Below are 18,677 nucleotides of genomic sequence, written 5' to 3' on the forward strand. Positions count from 1 at the left end.
GCGTTGAGTCGCGGATCAGCTACCGGCGAGCCAGGCCGGCGGGCGGGTCTCGGCGAGCCGGACCAGGTCCCTGCGGTCGCGGATGCCGAGCGTCGCGTACGCGCGGCGCAGCCGGTTCACGACCGTCCGCTCGGAGACGAAGGTCGCCTGCGCGATCTGCGAGTTGGTCGCACCGTGCACCGCGAGCCGCACCATCTCCCGCTCGTGCCCGCCGAGGACCTCCCACTCGGGCCCGGCGCCGCCGCTGGCCTCCGTCTCGGCGAGGAACGTGTCGATGCCGCGCAGCCAGCCGGCCATCCCGGCCAGGCGCACGAGCGTCCGGGCCTCGTCGAGCATCGCGATGCCCGCGGTGCGCCCGCCACGCGTCACGGCGTACCGGCCGTACGCGACGAGCATGCGCACGCGCTGCCACGGCGACATCGGCGCGGGCGGCGCGTGCAGCGCCGCCTCGAAGGCCGCCGACGGCGCACCGTCGTCGGCGAGGAGCGCGTTGAGCCGTGACCAGGCCGCCGCGACGTCGGGCGCCGTCCGCTCCTCGGGAGCGACGGGCGGCTCGATCAGCCGGCGGGTCCGCGGGCCCACCTGACCCGGCGGGGTCGAGGCCATGACGGCCTCCACGAGGTCGCACCGCACCTGCACCCGGCCGCGGTACGGCCAGGCGCAGTGCTCGAGCGCGATGGTCAGCAGCGCCACCGCGCCCTCCGCCTGACCGACCACGAGGTGCGCCGCGCCGAGGTCCGCGGCGTACTCGCCGAGCACACGCGCCGACCAGCTCCCGGCCTGGGCCGGCATGCTGCTGGCCGGCACGGTCCCGTCGACCACCGCGTCCGCCGACGCGCGCATGCCGCGCGCGGGCAGCCACTCGTCGACCGACGGGCGCAGCTCCGCCGCGTGGGCCAGGTGCGCGCGGACGTCGACCGCACGGCCGTCGAACGCCGCGACCCGGGCCGCGGCGAGGTCGCGCGCCACGATCTCCGCGACCGCCCGGCCCGTCGCTGCGCCCGAGTGGTCCGCGAGCAGGGCCCGGGCACTCACCACGTCGCCCAGCATGAGGAGGGCGCGCACCTGGATCTCGACGCCCACCCAGTCCTGGCCGGGCGTCGACCCGATCAGCCGCAGGTCCTCCCGGAGCCGGCCGGGGTGGGGCAGGTCCCCGGAGTCCTCCAGGCGCAGCAGCGCCTCGGCGACGCGTGCGCCGGCGGCCCGCGCGGCCGCACCGATCCCCTCGGGGTCCCGCCACCACAGGTGGTCGGTCCACTCCGGCCCGACGCCGTCCGGCACCAGCGGCCCGTCCGCATGGTCGGTCCACGCCCGGCCCGCCAGCAGGGACACCCCGACGGCCCGCGCGGCCAGGCGCGGTTCGGGCGAGGCCGCCACGACCGCCCAGGCCCGCGCGGGCAGCTCGTCGAGGTACAGCCCGTCGAGGACGTCGACGGCGACGCCGGGCCCGGTCAGGTCCCGGTCCGCGGTCTCGTGCACGTCGGGGAGACCGTCGACGCCGCGCACCTCCCGGCACAGCAGCGCCAGGAGGGGGTGCCGCACGGCGCGGTCCTCCCGGCGGGCCGGCACGGCCGGCGTCAGCGGGGCGGCCGCCAGCGCGGCCGCCGTCGCCGGGTCGAGCCCGGCCAGCATCGAGCGGTACGCCCGCCGGGCGGCCGACCCGACGCCGTCGGGCCCGGCCCAGGCGGCGTCCCCGCGCAGCTCCGCGCCGGTCAGCGAGCCCGCGAGCTCGAGCGCCAGGCGCGGGTTGCCCGCGCTCCACCAGCGCAGCTGCTCGACCACGTCGGCGGCCACCGGGCCGCTGAGCTCCAGGTCGAGCACGCGCCGCAGGGCGGTCCGGTCGAGGGGGCCGAGCTCCAGCACCTCCACGTCGTCGGAGAGGGACTCGACCGCGATGCTGCGCACCGCGGCGATGACGCGCCAGTCCTGCCCGTACGCCTCGTCCGCCAGGTGCTGGAGCCAGCGGGCACGGTCAGGGGTCAGCACCCCGACGTCGTCGATGAAGAGGACCCGCGGCCCCGACTCGCCGTCCAGGTGGTCCGGCACGGCCCAGGCCGAGACCGCGCGGAGGAAACCGGCGGCGTCGAAGTCGGTCCCGTGCTCCAGGTGGTCCGGCACGGACCACGCCGACAGGTCGATGCGCCGGTTGTTGTCGAGGTCGTGCGCCGAGGGGCGCGGGGAGCACGGCCGGACCACCCGGACCGCCGACGACCCCGCACCGACCTGCTTCAGCGCCTGGAGCACCGTGGCGGTCTTGCCGATCCCGCTCAGCCCGCGCACGACGAGGACCGTCGGGTCCAGGTCGGTCGCGAAGTGCCCGATGACCCGCAGCTCTCGATCACGCCCGTGGACCACGTGGTCCCTCCCCCTGCCGCCTTCCTTGCCCGACGTCGACCCCGGCACCGCCGGAGGCACGGCCACGGAAGGCCCGTAGCTTGATGGCACGCAAACCCCAATTCGCGACTTACATGAATATTGATGAGCAGCGCGTCAGGAGTCTATGGCAGGAGATGAATCGTGCAGATTGTGACTGTGGTACGGAAGTAATTCCGTAATGCCCATTCCACTACATCAGGCAAGCGGTCCAAGCATCTTCTGGAGGTCGGCAGCAGGACGGTCCGCGCCGTCGAGCACGCCGACGAGCTTCTTCTCCTCGAACCGGAAGTGGGTCTCCATCACGGCCTCGATGCCGTCCAGGTGCCGCACCAGCTCGTCCCGGCCCTCACCCGCGCGCACGGCGCGGTCCAGCTCGCCCAGCAGGTGGTCCAGCATCGAGTGGTCCCGCTTGAGGTCGGCCACGACGGGAGCCAGCTCCGGCTCGGCGTCGAGCACGACGTCGAACAGCGTGGCGTCCTCGCTGCGGTGGTGGGCGGTCAGCGCGGCGCAGAACCCGACGCAGTAGACCTGGAGGTCGCGGACGGCCGCGGAGCCCGCCGTGTCGTCCTCCACGGCAGACCTGGCCAGCCGGAGGGCGTCCCGCAGACGGTTGTGGACGTCCCGGAGCTCCCTGCCCCAGGCGACGACGCGTCCGCTCATCGCCCGCGGCCCGCCAGCAGCTCCGCGACGACCGCGGGCACCGCCCGGGCGATCTCCAGCGCGGCCACCGGGCCACCCGCCGACGCCCGGGCCGCGGCCCGGCCGTGCACGAGCGCCGCGGCGGCTGCGAGCCGCGCCGGGAGCGCGGGGTCCTCGACCGCCTCCGCCGAACGGCCGGCGAGCAGCGCCCCGAGGATCCCGGCGAGCACGTCCCCCGCACCCGCGGTGGCGGTCCAGGGCGGTGCGTCGGCCTGCGCATAGACGTCGCCCGGCCCCGCCACCACCGTGATCGCACCCTTGAGCAGGACGGTCGCACCGGTCGCCTGGTGGGCGGTGCGCGCCCAGCGGAGCGGGCGGGCCTCCACCGCCGCCCGGTCGACGTCGTGGCCGAGCCCTCGCAGCAGCTCCGCCAGCTCGCCCGCGTGCGGGGTCAGCACCGCTGATGCCGGCAGCCGGTGCTCCAGCATCGTGAGCGCGCCCGCGTCGACGACGGCAGGCATCCGGCCGCCGGTCACGTCCTCGGACAGCACCCCGGTCACCGCCGCGAGCGCCCCGAAGATCCGCCGGGCCTGGCCGTCGTCGTCCGGGCCCTCGTCGTCCGGGTCCAGCGCGGGGACACCGGGGCCGAGCACCCAGGACTGCACCCGTCCGCCCGCCACGACCACCTCGGGCCGCGCGAGCAGCACCCGTGTCCCGACCGCCTCGGGGCCCAGGTAGCGCACCATCCCGGCGCCCGCGAGCACGGCACCCGACGTCGCGAGCACGGCGGCCCCCGGGTAGGTGCTGGTCCCGGCGACCACGCCGACCACACCGCGCGTGTACTTGTGGTCGTCCGGGCCCGGCGCGGGCCAGAGGGCGGCCACGTCGGCCGGCTCCATGCGCAGCACGCGGCCCGCAGCCGGGTCGGTGGTCCCCCAGGCGTGCCGGGCGACTCCACCGCGCCGCGCACGGGCACCCGGAACGGCGGGGAAGCCGACGTCGACCAGCTCGACCACGCCGGCCGTCCCCGCCGCGGGCGGCAGCAGCAGGCCGGGCTTGAGGGCGCCGAACGTCACGGTCCGGTCCGCGCGCAGCACCGGGCCGGGCACCACGCCGTCGTCCACGCCGATGCCGCTGGGGATGTCGACGGCGACCGTGTACGGCCAGCGGTCGCCCGCCGCCGCGCGGGCCTCGGCGAGCGCGCGGACCAGGCCGCCCGCGGGCGGGCGCAGGGCACCCCGCGCACCGACGCCGACCAGACCGTCGAGCAGCACGTCGGAACCGAGCACGGACTCGACGACGGCGGGCACGCGGACGTCGGACAGGCTCGCCACCTCTCCGCCGGCCGCGCGGAACGCGGCGAGCCCCGCCTCGTGCGCGCGCACCGACGCGAGGACGGCGGTCACCCGCAGGCCACGCCGGACGAGGTGCGCGCCCGCGAACAGGGTGTCGCCGCCGTTGTTGCCGGGGCCGACCAGCAGCACGGCGCGCGCGCCGCGCACGTCGCCCCGACCGGTCCCGCCGCCGGACCAGGACGCGTCTCCTGCCGGGGCACCGGCCACCGCTGCGCCGGCCACCCGCTCGCCGAGCCGGCGCGCCGGGCGGAGCCGGGCCGTGCCGGGGAGCCCGTCGGAACCGAGGCTGCCGCGCAGCCGGACGCCGGCGCGCCGGGCGGGCAGCGCCGTCCCGGGCCTGCCCGCGGCCCGCCGCCCCGCCACCTCCCGCAGCACCACCTGGGCCAGCCCGTAGGCCGCCCGCGCCATGAGCGGCTCACCGGCGGCGATCAGGGGCTCCTCCGCCTTGCGTATCTCGTCCGAGGTCCACGCGTCTTTCACGGTCCTATAGTGCCGGGTCGGCCGCCGCCACGCGTAACAGAACCGACAATATGGACCATCTCTCCCGTGCGGAACCGGGTCGGCATAGGGTCGGGACATGCGATTCGGACTCTTCATCCCACAGGGCTGGCGCTTCGACCTCGTCGACGTGGCGCCCGCCGACCAGTGGGCGACCATGCTGTCCCTCGTGCACCGTGCGGAGAACCAGGCCGCGGGCGAGGCTGTCCCGGGCGGCGAGTTCGCCTGGGAGTCGGCCTGGGTGTACGACCACTTCCACACCACGCCCGCGCCCTCGACCGAGGCCACCCACGAGGCGTGGTCGCTGATGGCCGCGTTCGCGGCCGCGACGCAGCGGATCCGCCTGGGTCAGATGTGCACCTGCATGGCCTACCGGGAGCCGACCTACCTGGCCAAGGTGGCCTCGACCATCGACACGATCTCCGGCGGGCGCATCGAGATGGGCATCGGCGCCGGCTGGTACGAGCACGAGTGGCGGGCCTACGGGTACGGCTTCCCGTCCGCGGGCGAACGCCTGCGCGCGCTGGACGAGGGTGTGCAGATCATGTCGGCCATGTGGCGCACCGGGTCCTCGGGCACGTTCGACGGCAAGCGCTACCAGGTCGACGGCGCGCTGTGCTACCCGCAGCCGCTGCAGCAGCTCCCCGTGGGCGACGGCGGCGCCGAGGTACCGTCCATCCCCCTGTGGATCGCGGGCGGCGGCGAGAAGAAGACGCTGCGCATCGCCGCGCAGCACGCCCAGTACACCAACTTCGACGGGTCGCCCGAGGGCTTCACCCACAAGTCGGGCGTGCTCGAGGCGCACTGCAAGGACGTGGGCCGCGACTTGGGCGAGATCACACGGTCCTCGAACTACAACGTGGTGATCGGCGAGAACGACGCCGAGGTCGCCGAGCGGCTGGACTGGATCGAGGCGCACCTGCGCACGTCGGTACCCGGCACGGCGGAGCGGGAGATCGCCAACTGGCGCAGCGGCCTGCTGGTCGGCACGCCGGAGCAGATCGTCGAGCGCCTGCAGGACATGAACGGCCGCGGCCTGGAGTACGCGATCACGTACTTCCAGGAGGCGGCCTACGACACCAGCGGCATCGAGCTCTTCGAGAAGCAGGTCATCCCGGAGCTCCAGTAGCCCCCTGCCGGCAGCGAGCGAGAACGGGGGCGGGACCACGTGGTCCCGCCCCCGTTCCGTCTCGGTGGGTCAGCCCTCCGCAATCACCATGGCCGACGCGATCCCCGCGTCGTGGGAGATGGTGATGTGCCAGGTACGCACCCCGAGCTCCGCGGCCCGCGCCGCGACGGTGCCGCGCGCGTCGATCCGGGGCGGGCCACCGACCGTGCGGTGCACCGTGACGTCGTGCCAGCGCAGGTTCCCCGGCGCGCCGAGCGACTTGGCGATGGCCTCCTTGGCCGCGAACCGTGCGGCCAGGGACGCCGGCGGCAGCTCGCGCTCGACCTCGGTGAACAGCTTCTCGCGCAACCGGGGCGTGCGGGCGAGCGTCTCCATGAAGCGGTCCACGTCGACGACGTCGATACCCGTCCCGATGATCATGGGCCCAGCCTAGGTCCACCCCATCACACCGACGGCCTTGCGCGAGATGACCGTTTTGCGGCACCATATCGCCGTAATGCAGAGGTAAAGACGGCGCCTGCATAGCGCAGCGCGCCTCTTTTCATGCGGAGGAGTTGCCATGCCGGAGGACGACGACAAGCTCCCCTTCCCCGTGGTCATGGTCGTCGTCTTCGGCGTCGTGATCGCCGCGATCGTCACGCTGCTGATAGTCGTCGCGGTATCGAGCTGACGGGCGCCGGGTCAGACCGGCACCGCCTCCTCGACGCGGTCGAGCCACTCGCCCACCAGCGCCGCGAACAGCGTCGACTGCTCGATGTCGAGCGCGTGCCCTGCTCGGTCCAGCACCGCGAACGTCGCCCGCGGGTAGTGCTCCACGAGCCCCCAGGCGTCGCGGTACCCCGTGGTCGCGTCCTGCCGCCCGACCAGGATGAGGGCGGGCCCCTCGAACGGCGCAGGTTCCACGGGGAACGTCCCCGCGTAGCTCGCCTCGAGCCGGGCGACCGCCGCCGGGTCGGCGGCCGCGAGCCCCGGATCCACCACCCGGCGTGCCCACTCCCAGGTCTCGGTCGTCTGCACGACGAGCGTGTCCTCCGCGTCCAGTACCTCGGTACCGACCCGCTCGGCGAGCGCCGGCTCCCGCACCAGCACCCGGTGCTCCGGGACCTGCCGCAGCTCGTGGCGGGCGTCGACCACCGTCACGACCGCGGCCAGTCCCGCGACCCGCTCCGGGTCGGCGGCCGTCAGTCCCCGCGCCAGGTAGCCACCGTACGACTGCCCGACGACGACGTACGGCCCCTCGGGCACGAGCGCCTCGACCGTCCCCCGCAGGATCCGGAACACGTCGTCGGTGCTCGCGACGTCGGGCGCCGCCGTACGCCCCATGCCGGGCAGGTCGACGTAGAGCCGGCGCCAGCCGGGACGGGCCCCGAAGACCGGCTCGAAGGCGCTCGTCATGATCCGGTGGTCCACCGGGAACCCGTGCACCAGCACCGCCGTGCGCACCCCGGCACCGGGCGGTGGCCCGTGCTCCACGTAGTGCACCCGGACCCCGTCGACCTCCACGTACGCCATCGGCGCTCCTCTCGTCAGGCCAGACCCTAGACGGAGCCACCGACATCCCGGATGCCCGCGGGGCGGGGCGTCACTCCACCGTGACGGACTTGGCGAGGTTGCGCGGCTGGTCCACGTCCAGGCCCTTGGCCGTGGCGAGCGCCATGGCGAAGATCTGCAGCGGCACCACGGCCAGCAGCGGCTGGAGCAGCGTGGGCGCCTGCGGGATCCAGAAGATCTCGTCGGCGTACGGACGCACCGCGTCGTCCCCGTCCTCGGCGATCACCAGCGTGCGCGCGCCGCGGGCGCGGATCTCCTGGATGTTCGAGACGACCTTGGAGTGCAGAGAGTCGCGTCCCCGCGGCGAGGGCACCACCACGAACACGGGCTGGCCCTCGTCGATCAGGGCGATCGGACCGTGCTTGAGCTCGCCCGCCGCGAAGCCCTCGGCATGGATGTACGCGAGCTCCTTGAGCTTGAGCGCGCCCTCCAGGGCCACCGGGAACCCGACGTGGCGCCCGAGGAACAGCACCTTGTCGGACTTCTCCATGGACCGGGCCGTCGCGCGCACGTACTCGCCGCGCTCGATGACGGTCTGGATCTTGCGCGGCATGGCCCGCAGCTCGTCGAGCAGGGTCGCGATCTCGTCGGGGAACTTGTTGCCGCGCAGCTGGGCGAGGTACAGGCCCAGCACGTAGGCGGCGGTGATCTGCGCCAGGAAGGCCTTGGTGGAGGCGACGGCGATCTCGGGCCCGGCGTGCGTGTACAGCACCGCGTCGGACTCGCGCGGGATGGTGGAGCCGTGGGTGTTGACGATCGAGATCACCTTCGCGCCCTGCTCACGCGCGTGCCGCACGGCCATGAGGGTGTCCATCGTCTCGCCGGACTGCGTCACGGCCACCACCAGGGTGCGCTCGTCGAGGATCGGGTCGCGGTAACGGAACTCGTGCGCCAGCTCGACCTCGACGGGGATGCGGCACCAGTGCTCGATGGCGTACTTGGCCACGTGCCCGGAGTAGGCGGCGGTGCCGCACGCCACGACGATGATCTTGTTCACGGCGCGCAGCACCGACTCGTCGATGCGCAGGTCGTCCAGGACGAGCGCGCCCGCGGCGTCCGTGCGGCCGAGCAGCGTGTCGGCCACGGCCTGCGGCTGGTCGTGGATCTCCTTGTCCATGAACGAGTCGAAGCCGCCCTTCTCGGCGGCCGCGGCGTCCCAGTCCACGGTGTAGCGCTTGGCCTCGGCAGGCTTGCCGTCGAAGTCGGTCACCGTCACGGACGTCGGCGTGATCGTGACCACCTGGTCCTGGCCCAGCTCGAGGGCCTCCTTCGTGTGTGCGATGAACGCGGCCACGTCGGAACCGAGGAAGTTCTCGCCCTCGCCGAGGCCCACCACGAGCGGGGAGTCGTGCCGGGCGCCCACCACGGTGTCCGGGGCGTCGGCGTGGACCGCCAGCAGCGTGAAGGTACCCTCCAGCCGCCCGGCGGCCGTGGTCATGGCGTCGGTCAGGTCGCCCGACTCGCGGTACGCCTTGGCCACGAGGTGCGCCGCCACCTCGGTGTCGGTCTCGGACCGGAAGACCACGCCGTCGGCCAGCAGCTCGTTCTTGAGCTGCGCGAAGTTCTCCACGATGCCGTTGTGGATCACCGCCAGCCGGTCGCCGTCGGCGAGGTGCGGGTGGGCGTTGGCGTCGGTCGGACCGCCGTGCGTGGCCCAGCGGGTGTGCCCGATCGCCGCGGTCGCCTGCGGCAGCGGGTCGTGGTCGAGCACCTCGATCAGGTTCGCCAGCTTGCCCGACTTCTTGGCCCAGGCGACACCGTCCAGCCCGGGCGCGACGAGCGCGACACCGGCCGAGTCGTAGCCGCGGTACTCGAGGCGGCGCAGCCCCTCGATGGCCACGTCGAGGGGCGTGCCCGACGGCGCGGCGGCGCCGTTCGGCGACGCGACTGATGTTCCGGTGTACCCGACGATCCCACACATGCGCGCGAGTCTATCGAGCGAGCGAGCCTGCCCCCATGACGGGCCTCACAGGGCCGCCGCGGAGCCACCGGCGGCCGACGGGTGCGGAGGCTCGGGCCCGCGTGGGGCACAATGCTGCAGGTGGTTTCCCAGTTCTCGTCGACGGACCTCGGTGAGCACCTGCTCGCCCTCGCCCCGTCCTCACCCTACGTGGACCTCGACCGCGCGGCCTGGAGCCGCCTGTCGGCCTCCACCCCGCTGCCGCTGACCGACGACGACGTCGAGCGCCTGCGCGGTCTCGGTGACCCGATCGACCTGGCCGAGGTCGACGCGATCTACCGCCCCCTGTCGCGCCTGCTCAACCTCTACGTGCAGGCCACCGGCGGCCTGCACCGTGCGACGTCGACCTTCCTGCACGAGGATCCGCCCCGCACGCCGTACGTCATCGGGGTCGCGGGCTCGGTCGCCGTCGGCAAGTCGACGACGGCGCGCGTCCTGCGCGAGATGCTCGCGCGCTGGCCCGAGACGCCGCGCGTCGAGCTCATCACGACCGACGGCTTCCTCTACCCGAACGCCGAGCTGGAGCGACGGGGCCTGATGGAGCGCAAGGGCTTCCCCGAGTCGTACGACCGGCGCGCCCTGATCCGCTTCCTGTCCCGGATCAAGGCGGGACAGGACGAGGTCCGCGCCCCGGTGTACTCCCACACCATCTACGACATCGTGCCGGGCGAGGAGGTCGTCGTGCGCAAGCCCGACGTGCTCGTCGTCGAGGGCCTGAACGTGCTCCAGCCGGCACGCCCGTCCGCCGTCGACGAGTCGACCGTCGCGGTGAGCGACTTCTTCGACTTCTCGATCTACGTGGACGCCCGTACCCGGAACATCCGGCAGTGGTACGTGGACCGGTTCCTGGAGCTGCGCCGCACCGCGTTCACCAAGCCGGACTCCTACTTCAAGCGGTATGCGTCGCTCTCCGACCAGGAGGCCACGGACAAGGCCCTGTCCATCTGGGAGTCGATCAACGCGCCCAACCTGGAGAAGAACATCCTGCCGACGCGCGGCCGCGCCACGCTGGTGCTGACCAAGGGCTCGGACCACGCCGTGCAGCGGGTCCGCCTGCGCAAGCTCTAGCGGCTCAGCGGTCCTTCTGGGGCTTGGCCGGGTCGTCGACCCGGTGGACGTACTCCCGGACCATCTCGGTGGCACCGGCCGGGACGGCGACCTTCTCGCCGTCCGGGCCGGCCTCGCCGTCCTGCTCGCCGCCGAGGTGCCGGCGGGAGAACCAGCCCACCACCTGGTCGACGAGGAAGCCCATCGCGACGCCGAGCACCACGCCGATCACGATCGCCAGCAGCGGCTCGTGCCCGAGCCACTGGGCGGCGACCAGGCCGATCCCGGCGGAGTACAGGGCCCACATGACCGCCGCGATCGCGGCGATGACCATGAACCGGCGCCGCGGGTAGCCGACGGCCCCGGCGGTCATGTTCACGGCCACGCGCCCGATCGGCACGTACCGCGCGGCCAGGATGAAGGAGGCACCGCGGCGGGCAAGGGCCCGCTCCGCCCAGTCCACGGCCCGGCGTCCGCGTGCCGAGCGCAGGAACGGCACCCGGTCGGTGCCGATCATCTTGCCGATCTGGTAGGCGATCTGGTCGCCCACCCACGCGCCGGCTGCCGCGGCCACGAGCACGAGCCACATCCACGGGGTGCCGGTGCTGTGCGCCGACACCGTCAGCGTGATCACCACGGACTCGCTGGGCAGCGGCGGGAAGAAGCCGTCGATGGTCGCGAAGGCGAACATCGCCGGGTAGATCCACGGCGAGGCCGCCATCGCGAGGATCCACGCCTCGGTGGCGCTCAGGACTGCGGAGATGAGTTCGAGCACAGGACCTCGGAAGTCTCGGCCGGGGCGCTTCCCGGGGCGGGTGGAGAGCGGCACCTCATAGTGCCTGCAACCAGCCTACGCAAGGGGTACCCCTGAAACGCATCAGGGGTACCCCTGGGACAACCCCGCTTCCCAAGGATTCACGGGGCGTTCACGCCGGCCCCGCCGTCCTGCCCGCGGGCGAGGAGGCCGCTACAGCGCGAGCCGCTCCCGTACGACGGCCGCCAGGTCCTCGGCCACCTTGTCCGCCTCGTCCTGCGCCGGCGCCTCCACCATGACGCGCACCAGCGGCTCGGTACCGGACTGGCGCAGCAGCACCCGGCCGGTGTCGCCCAGGCGCGCCACCGCGTCGGCGACGGCCGCCTGCACGCCCTCGTCGGTCCCGGCGCGGGACTTGTCCACGCCGCGCACGTTGACGAGCGTCTGCGGCAGGCGCTCGATCTCACCCGCGAGATCGGCCAGGCGCTTGCCCGACGCCTTGACCCGCGCCGCGAGGTGCAGCGCCGAGAGCACACCGTCACCCGTCGTGGCGTGCTCGGCCAGGATGATGTGGCCCGACTGCTCCCCGCCCAGGCCGTAGCCCTGGGCGCGCATCTCCTCCAGCACGTACCGGTCGCCGACGGCGGTCTGCACCGTCGTGATCCCCTGCTCCCGCATGGCCAGGATGAGGCCGAGGTTGCTCATCACCGTGACCACGAGCGTGTCGCCCGGCAGACGCCCCTCCTGCTTGAGCGCGGTGGCGAGGATCCCGAGGATCTGGTCGCCGTCCACGATCGCGCCCGTGTGGTCCACGGCGAGGCAGCGGTCGGCGTCGCCGTCGAACGCGACGCCGAAGTCCGCCTCCGACGCCACCACCACGGCCTGGAGCTGCTCCGGGTGCGTGGAGCCGCACTTCTCGTTGATGTTCCGGCCGTCGGGGCTGGCGTTCATCACCACGACGTCGGCGCCCGCCGCGCGCAGCGCCTCCGGCCCCACCTCGCTGGCGGCACCGTTGGCGCAGTCCAGCGCGATGCGCAGCCCCTCGAGGGGCCGGTGGTCCGGGGTGGTCCCGACGCTGTCGGTGAGGTGCCGCACGTACCGCTCGGCGGCGGCCTGCCCGTCGGTGCGGATCCGCCCGACGTCGGCGCCCGTGGGCCGCTCCCAGTCCTCGCCCAGCGTGGCCTGGATCGCGTCCTCGACGGCGTCGTCGAGCTTGAGGCCGCCGCGGGCGAAGAACTTGATCCCGTTGTCCGGCATGGGGTTGTGCGACGCCGAGACCATGACCCCGAGGTCGGCCTCCAGCTCCGTCACCAGGTAGGCCAGCGCGGGCGTCGGCAGCACGTTGAGCATCACGACGTCGACTCCCGCCGAGGCGAGGCCTGCGGCGACGGCGCCCGCGAGGAACTCGCCGGAGGCCCGCGTGTCACGTCCGACGACGGCCCGTGGTCGCGGGCCCAGCAGCTCGCCCTGCGCGGTCAGCACCCGAGCGGCGGCGACGCCCAGCTCCAGTGCCAGCTCCGCCGTGATGTCCTTGTTGGCGAGGCCCCGAACCCCGTCGGTGCCGAACAGCCTGCCCATACCGCGTCTCCTCAGATCGTTCCAGTCCCACCGTAGTGGGCGTCCGGCCGGTGCCGGAAATGCGGATGGCCCCGCTGAACAGTGTCGATACTGTTCGGCGGGGCCACCCGGCCGGGCACTGACTGTGCTCGTCGCCGCGCTTCCTCGGCCGGAGCACAGGCTCTGGCCTCGTACCTCGGCCCGAGCCTGTGCTCCGGCTGTCGTCAGCGCGTCAGCGCTTGCTGTACTGCGGAGCCTTGCGGGCCTTCTTGAGACCGGCCTTCTTGCGCTCGACCTTGCGGTCGTCGCGGCGCAGGAAGCCGGCCTTCTTCAGCTCGGGGCGGTTCGCCTCGGCGTCGATGGCGTTCAGCGCACGGGCGATGCCCAGGCGCAGGGCGCCGGCCTGGCCCGACGTGCCACCACCCGTGATGCGGGCGATGACGTCGAAGCGGCCCTCGACCTCGACCAGGTTCAGCGGGGAGTTGACCAGCTGCTGGTGCACCTTGTTCGGGAAGTAGTCCTCGAGGGTGCGGCCGTTGATCTTCCAGGTGCCGGTGCCGGGGACCAGGCGCACGCGCGCCACGGCCTCCTTGCGGCGCCCGAGGGCCTGGGCCGGGGCGGTGATGGACGAACCGCGCGTTGCCGGCGCGGCCGTCTCGGTGGTGTAGGTGCTGGGCGTCTCGGCGCCCTGCTCGATGTCGACGGTGGTCTCAGCCACTGTGGTGTCCTCGCGTCCTTCGCGTTGCGATCCGGCAGCGGCCTCAGGCCTGCTGCGAAACCTGGGTGATCTCGAACGGCTTGGCCTGCTGCGCCGTGTGCGGGTGCTCAGGGCCTGCGTAGACCTTCAGGTGGGTCAGCTGAGTCCGACCGAGCGAGGTCTTGGGGATCATGCCGCGCACAGCCTTCTCGATGGCGCGCTCCGGCTTGGTGTCCAGCAGCTCGCCGTACGGGGTGGCCGTGAGGCCGCCCGGGTAGCCCGAGTGGCGGTACGCCATCTTGGTCTGACGCTTGTTGCCGCTCAGCGCGACCTTGTCCGCGTTGATGACGATGACGAAGTCACCGCCGTCGACGTGCGGAGCGAAGGTCGGCTTGTGCTTCCCGCGCAGCAGATTGGCGACCTGGCTGGCCAGGCGGCCCAGGACGACGTCGGTCGCGTCGACGACGTACCAGTCGCGCTGGACGTCGCCGGGCTTGGGGGTGTACGTACGCACGGTTCGTAACCTTTTCGTTTGCGGTGTCGTCGGGCGAGAAGCGGCGCCCGATGAGTCAGGTCGTTGTGCGCGGGAGTCAAGGTGACGTCCGGGCCGGACGTCGGCACGCGAGTGGGCGCGGTGCCGACGCAGGAACGCCGGTGACAGAGCACAACGACTCAATAGAATACCTGGCCGTTTCCCCGAGGGTCAAAGCGAAGCGGGCTGCCGGCGCACGGGACGGGCATGACGTTCACCACGTCGACGCATTCGCACCGGCACTGTGGCGTCCACGCGCAACTGGTGCCACCGTAGGAACATGACCGAGGAAACCCCAGCCACCATGCCGGGGCCGGACGGCATCGCCGAGGGCGACACCGACCAGCTCCCGACCGAGGACACCCTGTACAGCCGGGGACCGAAGGACCTGCTCGACGAGGGCTACTCCCCGCCCGACCGCCCGCGCTCGAACCACTGGGGCGAGACCTCGTGGGAGGAGCGGCAGGGAGAGCCGATGGACCAGCGCCTCGCCGAGGAGGAGCCGGACATCTGGCAGGAGGACCCGCTCGACCGCACCGACACGTCGCGCGCGGGCCGCCTGGTCTCCGACCCGGACGCCGACCCCGGCAGCTACGCGGCCGAGGACGGCAACCGCGAGAACGACCTGTACGGCACGGACGCGGGCATCGACGGTGCGGGAGCGAGCGCCGAGGAGGCCGCCGTCCACTGGGTCGAGGAGCCCTGACCCGCCGCCGAGGGAGAACTGCAGCGAGGTAGGACGCCGACCAGGCCGTTCTGCCTCGCTGCAGTTCTACCTCTCTGCAGTTCTACCTCGCTGTGGTTCTATCTCGCGGTCGGGAGGTCGTCCCAGACCTCCTCGTCCATCCGCTTCGCACGGACGGCGTCCGCGCGGGACGCGAGCTCGGCGTCCGGCGGGAACGTGATCTCCTCCAGGCACAGCCCCTCGGGCGGCACCACGAACACCCCGGCATCCCGGCGTCGGCTCGCCAGCAGCTCCGCGGGCCAGCCGACCGGACGCCGCCCCTCCCCCACCGCGATCGACGCCCCCACGAGCGCCCGGACCATGTTGTGGCAGAACGCGTCGGCGACGACGTGCGCCACCACGAGCCCCGCGTCCGGCCCCTCGGCCGGCCGCTCCCAGGCGATGCGCTGCAGCTCGCGGATGGTCGTCGCCCCGGGCCGGGGCTTGCAGTACGCGGCGAAGTCCCGCAGGCCGACGAGTGGCCGGACCGCGGCGTCCATCGCCTCGGCGTCGAGCGCACGGCGGGTCCACAGGACGTGGCTGCGGCGCAGGGGGTCGCGCAGGCCGGGGTCGTCGGCGATGCGATACGTGTAGCGCCGGCGCAGGGCGGAGAACCGGGCGTCGAAGCCCGCAGGAGCCGGCGCGGCCCGGCGCACGACCACGTCCGCCGGCAGCACACCCGCCAGCCGCGTCACGAGCGACTCGCCCGGTGACCGGTCGGACCGGCCCGGCAAGGCAGCCCAGCCTTCCCGGTCGACGTCCACGTGCGCCACCTGCCCGCGCGCGTGGACGCCCGAGTCCGTGCGGCCGGCGACCGTGAGCCGGGGCGCCGGCAGCCCGCGCTGCTCGGTCCGCAGCACCCGGGCGATCCCGGTCTCCAGGGCACCCTCCACGGTGCGCAGTCCGGGCTGCCGGGCCCAGCCCGCGAAGTCCGTGCCGTCGTAGGCCAGGTCGAGGCGGACCCTGATGAGCTGGTTCACACGCTCATCCTCCCCGATTCCCGCGCCGAGGTTCGTACAGTGACGTCATGGCAGAGACTCTCACGCTGGCCGTGGACTGCGGGGGCGGCGGGATCAAGGCGGCCGTCCTCGACGCGTCCGGCACCGCCCACGCGACACCGGTCCGCGTCCCGACACCGTATCCGCTGCCGCCCGAGCTGCTCGTCGACACGATCGCGAAGATCGCCACCGACCTGCCCGCGGCCGCCCGGGTCACGGTGGGGCTCCCCGGCATGATCCGCAGCGGCGTCGTCGTGCACACGCCGCACTACATCACCCGGTCGGGGCCGCGGTCACGCGTGGTCCCCGCCCTGGCGGACGCCTGGCGCAACTTCGACATGCGCGCCGCCGTCGCCGAGCGGCTGGGCCTGCCGGCGCTCGTCCTCAACGACGCGGAGGTGCACGGCGCGGGCGTGGTCGCGGCGTCGGGCCTGGAGCTGGTGATCACGCTGGGCACCGGCCTGGGGACGGCGATGTTCCACGGCGGGCGCATCGCACCGCACCTGGAGTGGTCGCACGCGCCGGTCCGCCGCAGCCTCACCTACGACCAGTACATCGGCGAACCCGAGCGGCGTCGGCTCGGGGACGGACTCTGGTCGCGCCGCGTCGTCACCGTGGTGGACGGGCTGCGCCCGGTGTTCCACTGGGACCGCCTCTACATCGGCGGCGGGAACTCACGCTGCATCACGCCGTCCGCGCTGACCCGCCTGGGCGACGACGTCGTCATCGTCCCCAACTCGGCGGCCCTGGTCGGCGGCGCCCGGGCCTGGGACCTCCCGCCGGCGTAAGTGCGCCTCTACCCCGTCATCAGGCCCGGAATCGAGCTGTTTTCCGGGCCTGATGACGGGGTAGAAGCGCACTACGCGCGACACGATGCCCGACACGATGCACAGCGCGATGCGCAACGGAACGCACGACGACGCCGGGCCGCACCCTCCGTACGGAAGGTGCGGCCCGGCGTCGTGCGGGAGAAAGGGGGCTCAGGCCTCCTTCTTCTCCTCGGCGGTCTCGTCCGCGGGGGTCTCCTCGGCGGCGTCCTCGGCCGGGGCGTCCTTGACGTCCTCGGCGGGGGTCTCCTCGACCGGAGCGTCCTCGACAGGCGCGTCCTCGACCGGGGCAGCCTTCTCGGCGGCCTTCGTGGCCTCCTTGACGACGGCCTGCTTGGGGCTCACGGGCTCGGTGACGAGCTCGATGACCGCCATCGGCGCGTTGTCGCCCTTGCGGGTGCCGATCTTGGTGATGCGCGTGTAGCCACCGTTGCGCTCGGCCATGGCCGGGGCGATCTCGGTGAAGAGCGTGTGCACCACGCCCTTGTCACGCACGACGGTGAGCACGCGGCGACGGGCGGACAGGTCGCCCTTCTTCGCGAACGTGATCAGACGCTCAGCCAGGGGACGCAGGCGCTTGGCCTTGGTCTCCGTGGTCGTGATGCGGCCGTGCTCGAAGAGGGAGGTCGACAGGTTCGCGAGAATCAGGCGCTCGTGAGCCGGGCTACCGCCGAGCCGCGGACCCTTGGTGGGGGTAGGCATTACTTGTCTCCTTGGAAGTGGTTCCGCGCGTCCGGCCTAGGCCGGACGCGGGACGTCAGTACGACTGCTCGTCGCCGCTGTAGGCCGCGGAGTCGCTACCCTCGAAGTACGAAGCGCCGGCCGGATCGAAGTCCAGCGGCGAGTCCTTGAGGCTGAGGCCGAGCTCGGCCAGCTTCTCCTTGACCTCGGTGATCGACTTGGCACCGAAGTTGCGGATGTCGAGCAGGTCCGCCTCGCTGCGGGCAACGAGCTCGCCCACCTGGTGGATGCCCTCGCGCTTGAGGCAGTTGTACGAACGGATGGTGAGGTTGAGCTCCTCGATCGGCAGCGCCAGGTCCGCGGCCAGCGCGGTGTCCGTCGGCGACGGGCCGATCTCGATGCCCTCGGCCTCGACGTTCAGCTCACGTGCCAGGCCGAACAGCTCGACCAGGGTCTTGCCAGCCGATGCGAGCGCGTCGCGAGGCGTGATCGCCTGCTTGGTCTCGACGTCGACGATGAGCTTGTCGAAGTCGGTGCGCTGCTCGACTCGGGTGGCCTCGACCTTGTACGTGACCTTGAGGACCGGCGAGTAGATCGAATCAACCGGGATGCGCCCGATCTCCGCGTCGAACTGCTTGTTCTGCGCGGCGGACACGTACCCACGACCCCGCTCGACGGTCAGCTCGATCTCGAGCTTGCCCTTGTCGTTGAGGGTGGCGATGTGCAGGTCGGGGTTGTGGACCTCGACCCCCGCCGGCGGAACGATGTCCGCGGCGGTCACGGCGCCGGCGCCCTGCTTGCGCAGGTACATCACGACGGGCTCGTCGTTCTCCGAGGAGACGACGAGGTTCTTGATGTTGAGGATGATCTCGGTGACGTCTTCCTTCACGCCCGACACGGTGCTGAACTCGTGCAGCACACCGTCGATACGGATGGACGTGACAGCCGCGCCCGGGATGGACGACAGCAGGGTGCGACGCATCGAGTTGCCGAGCGTGTAGCCGAAGCCAGGCTCGAGCGGCTCGATGGAGAAGCGGGAACGGCTCTCCGAGATGACCTCTTCGGTCAGCGTGGGGCGCTGTGCGATGAGCACTGTGGGTGTCCTTTCAGTGTGCGTCCGCTATATGACGCATCACGGCCTGCGATCTCTCGCAGCCCGGACGGATCTCTGTCACCGACCGGGCGGGGGTGCTCACCTCGCGAGGTGAGCGGATGTCGCACCTGCGGTGGGGGGGGGGGGGGGGGGGGGGGGGGCGGGGGCGCCCCCCCCCCGGGGGGGGCCCCCCCCCCCCGCGCCCGGGGGGGGGGGGGGCGCGGGGGGGGGGGGGGGGGGGGGGCGGGGGGGGGGCGCG

General features: G+C 73.0%; 17 protein-coding genes. 4 read left to right on the forward strand and 13 right to left on the reverse strand.

Annotated features, from left to right (window positions below; all coding sequences use genetic code 11):
* Positions 1-15: 15 nt before the first annotated feature.
* From ACIG47_RS15180 to ACIG47_RS15190, 3 genes are all read right to left on the reverse strand, one after another.
* Complete coding sequence (locus ACIG47_RS15180; RefSeq protein ID WP_397431765.1) at positions 16-2,355, reverse strand: LuxR C-terminal-related transcriptional regulator; 2,340 nt, start codon at positions 2,353-2,355, stop codon at positions 16-18.
* Between the two features lie 216 nt (positions 2,356-2,571).
* On the reverse strand, positions 2,572-3,036 hold the full coding sequence (locus ACIG47_RS15185) for a hemerythrin domain-containing protein (RefSeq protein WP_397431766.1): 465 nt from the start codon (positions 3,034-3,036) through the stop codon (positions 2,572-2,574).
* Positions 3,033-4,850, reverse strand: a complete 1,818-nt coding sequence (locus ACIG47_RS15190; RefSeq protein WP_397431767.1) for a bifunctional ADP-dependent NAD(P)H-hydrate dehydratase/NAD(P)H-hydrate epimerase — start codon at positions 4,848-4,850, stop codon at positions 3,033-3,035. The genes ACIG47_RS15185 and ACIG47_RS15190 overlap by 4 nt, the downstream gene beginning before the upstream one ends.
* A gap of 97 nt (positions 4,851-4,947) precedes the next feature.
* On the opposite strand from ACIG47_RS15190, the gene ACIG47_RS15195 reads away from it, so the two are divergent.
* Entirely contained in the window at positions 4,948-5,997 is a 1,050-nt protein-coding gene (locus ACIG47_RS15195) for a TIGR03560 family F420-dependent LLM class oxidoreductase (protein WP_397431768.1), read from the forward strand.
* Positions 5,998-6,066: 69 nt separating this feature from the next.
* Here ACIG47_RS15195 and ACIG47_RS15200 read toward each other — a convergent pair whose 3' ends face one another.
* The 3 genes from ACIG47_RS15200 to glmS form a co-directional block, all read right to left on the reverse strand.
* A complete protein-coding gene (locus ACIG47_RS15200) occupies positions 6,067-6,417 on the reverse strand; it encodes a holo-ACP synthase (RefSeq protein WP_397431770.1) in 351 nt (116 codons plus the stop codon).
* A gap of 261 nt (positions 6,418-6,678) precedes the next feature.
* Positions 6,679-7,509 carry an alpha/beta fold hydrolase gene (locus ACIG47_RS15205; RefSeq protein ID WP_397431772.1) on the reverse strand — a complete coding sequence of 277 codons (831 nt, stop codon included), beginning with the start codon at positions 7,507-7,509 and terminating at the stop codon, positions 6,679-6,681.
* A gap of 70 nt (positions 7,510-7,579) precedes the next feature.
* A complete protein-coding gene (gene glmS / locus ACIG47_RS15210) occupies positions 7,580-9,469 on the reverse strand; it encodes a glutamine--fructose-6-phosphate transaminase (isomerizing) (protein ID WP_397431774.1) in 1,890 nt (629 codons plus the stop codon).
* Between the two features lie 111 nt (positions 9,470-9,580).
* Between glmS and coaA the strand changes: the two genes are divergently transcribed.
* Positions 9,581-10,576, forward strand: a complete 996-nt coding sequence (gene coaA / locus ACIG47_RS15215; protein WP_397410296.1) for a type I pantothenate kinase — start codon at positions 9,581-9,583, stop codon at positions 10,574-10,576.
* Positions 10,577-10,580: 4 nt separating this feature from the next.
* On the opposite strand, the gene ACIG47_RS15220 is transcribed toward coaA, so the two are convergent.
* From ACIG47_RS15220 to rplM, 4 genes are all read right to left on the reverse strand, one after another.
* A complete protein-coding gene (locus tag ACIG47_RS15220; RefSeq protein ID WP_397431776.1) occupies positions 10,581-11,330 on the reverse strand; it encodes a DedA family protein in 750 nt (249 codons plus the stop codon).
* A 192-nt stretch (positions 11,331-11,522) separates the two neighbouring features.
* Positions 11,523-12,887, reverse strand: a complete 1,365-nt coding sequence (gene glmM / locus ACIG47_RS15225; protein WP_397431777.1) for a phosphoglucosamine mutase — start codon at positions 12,885-12,887, stop codon at positions 11,523-11,525.
* 211 nt (positions 12,888-13,098) lie between these two features.
* Positions 13,099-13,584, reverse strand: a complete 486-nt coding sequence (gene rpsI / locus ACIG47_RS15230; RefSeq protein ID WP_397410290.1) for a 30S ribosomal protein S9 — start codon at positions 13,582-13,584, stop codon at positions 13,099-13,101.
* 43 nt (positions 13,585-13,627) lie between these two features.
* A complete protein-coding gene (gene rplM / locus ACIG47_RS15235; RefSeq protein ID WP_397410288.1) occupies positions 13,628-14,077 on the reverse strand; it encodes a 50S ribosomal protein L13 in 450 nt (149 codons plus the stop codon).
* Positions 14,078-14,375: 298 nt separating this feature from the next.
* Between rplM and ACIG47_RS15240 the strand changes: the two genes are divergently transcribed.
* Positions 14,376-14,801, forward strand: a complete 426-nt coding sequence (locus ACIG47_RS15240) for a DUF5709 domain-containing protein (RefSeq protein WP_397410286.1) — start codon at positions 14,376-14,378, stop codon at positions 14,799-14,801.
* A gap of 98 nt (positions 14,802-14,899) precedes the next feature.
* Here ACIG47_RS15240 and ACIG47_RS15245 read toward each other — a convergent pair whose 3' ends face one another.
* Positions 14,900-15,799 carry a tRNA pseudouridine synthase A gene (locus tag ACIG47_RS15245; protein ID WP_397431779.1) on the reverse strand — a complete coding sequence of 300 codons (900 nt, stop codon included), beginning with the start codon at positions 15,797-15,799 and terminating at the stop codon, positions 14,900-14,902.
* Positions 15,800-15,846: 47 nt separating this feature from the next.
* Here ACIG47_RS15245 and ACIG47_RS15250 point away from each other — a divergent pair, with 47 nt between their 5' ends.
* Complete coding sequence (locus ACIG47_RS15250) at positions 15,847-16,605, forward strand: ROK family protein (RefSeq protein ID WP_397410282.1); 759 nt, start codon at positions 15,847-15,849, stop codon at positions 16,603-16,605.
* 192 nt (positions 16,606-16,797) lie between these two features.
* Here ACIG47_RS15250 and rplQ read toward each other — a convergent pair whose 3' ends face one another.
* Together rplQ and ACIG47_RS15260 are read right to left on the reverse strand one after the other, a co-directional pair.
* The gene (rplQ, locus tag ACIG47_RS15255; RefSeq protein ID WP_397431781.1) at positions 16,798-17,346 is read right to left on the reverse strand and encodes a 50S ribosomal protein L17; all 549 of its coding nucleotides are present in this window, start codon (positions 17,344-17,346) and stop codon (positions 16,798-16,800) included.
* Positions 17,347-17,401: 55 nt separating this feature from the next.
* Positions 17,402-18,418 carry a DNA-directed RNA polymerase subunit alpha gene (locus ACIG47_RS15260; protein ID WP_397431783.1) on the reverse strand — a complete coding sequence of 339 codons (1,017 nt, stop codon included), beginning with the start codon at positions 18,416-18,418 and terminating at the stop codon, positions 17,402-17,404.
* Positions 18,419-18,677: the final 259 nt, after the last annotated feature.

It is taken from the genome of Promicromonospora sp. NPDC052451, from assembly GCF_044547525.1.
GTDB lineage: Bacteria > Actinomycetota > Actinomycetes > Actinomycetales > Cellulomonadaceae > Promicromonospora.

What these genes read in the sequence shown, in the direction of transcription:
- coaA (WP_397410296.1), top strand. Translation starts at nt 9,581, where the DNA reads ATGCTGCAGGTGGTTTCCCAGTTCTCGTCGACGGACCTCGGTGAGCAC.
- glmS (WP_397431774.1), bottom strand. Translation starts at nt 9,469, where the DNA reads ATGTGTGGGATCGTCGGGTACACCGGAACATCAGTCGCGTCGCCGAAC.
- rplQ (WP_397431781.1), bottom strand. Translation starts at nt 17,346, where the DNA reads ATGCCTACCCCCACCAAGGGTCCGCGGCTCGGCGGTAGCCCGGCTCAC.
- ACIG47_RS15240 (WP_397410286.1), top strand. Translation starts at nt 14,376, where the DNA reads ATGACCGAGGAAACCCCAGCCACCATGCCGGGGCCGGACGGCATCGCC.
- glmM (WP_397431777.1), bottom strand. Translation starts at nt 12,887, where the DNA reads ATGGGCAGGCTGTTCGGCACCGACGGGGTTCGGGGCCTCGCCAACAAG.
- ACIG47_RS15185 (WP_397431766.1), bottom strand. Translation starts at nt 3,036, where the DNA reads ATGAGCGGACGCGTCGTCGCCTGGGGCAGGGAGCTCCGGGACGTCCAC.
- ACIG47_RS15195 (WP_397431768.1), top strand. Translation starts at nt 4,948, where the DNA reads ATGCGATTCGGACTCTTCATCCCACAGGGCTGGCGCTTCGACCTCGTC.
- ACIG47_RS15200 (WP_397431770.1), bottom strand. Translation starts at nt 6,417, where the DNA reads ATGATCATCGGGACGGGTATCGACGTCGTCGACGTGGACCGCTTCATG.
- ACIG47_RS15250 (WP_397410282.1), top strand. Translation starts at nt 15,847, where the DNA reads ATGGCAGAGACTCTCACGCTGGCCGTGGACTGCGGGGGCGGCGGGATC.
- ACIG47_RS15205 (WP_397431772.1), bottom strand. Translation starts at nt 7,509, where the DNA reads ATGGCGTACGTGGAGGTCGACGGGGTCCGGGTGCACTACGTGGAGCAC.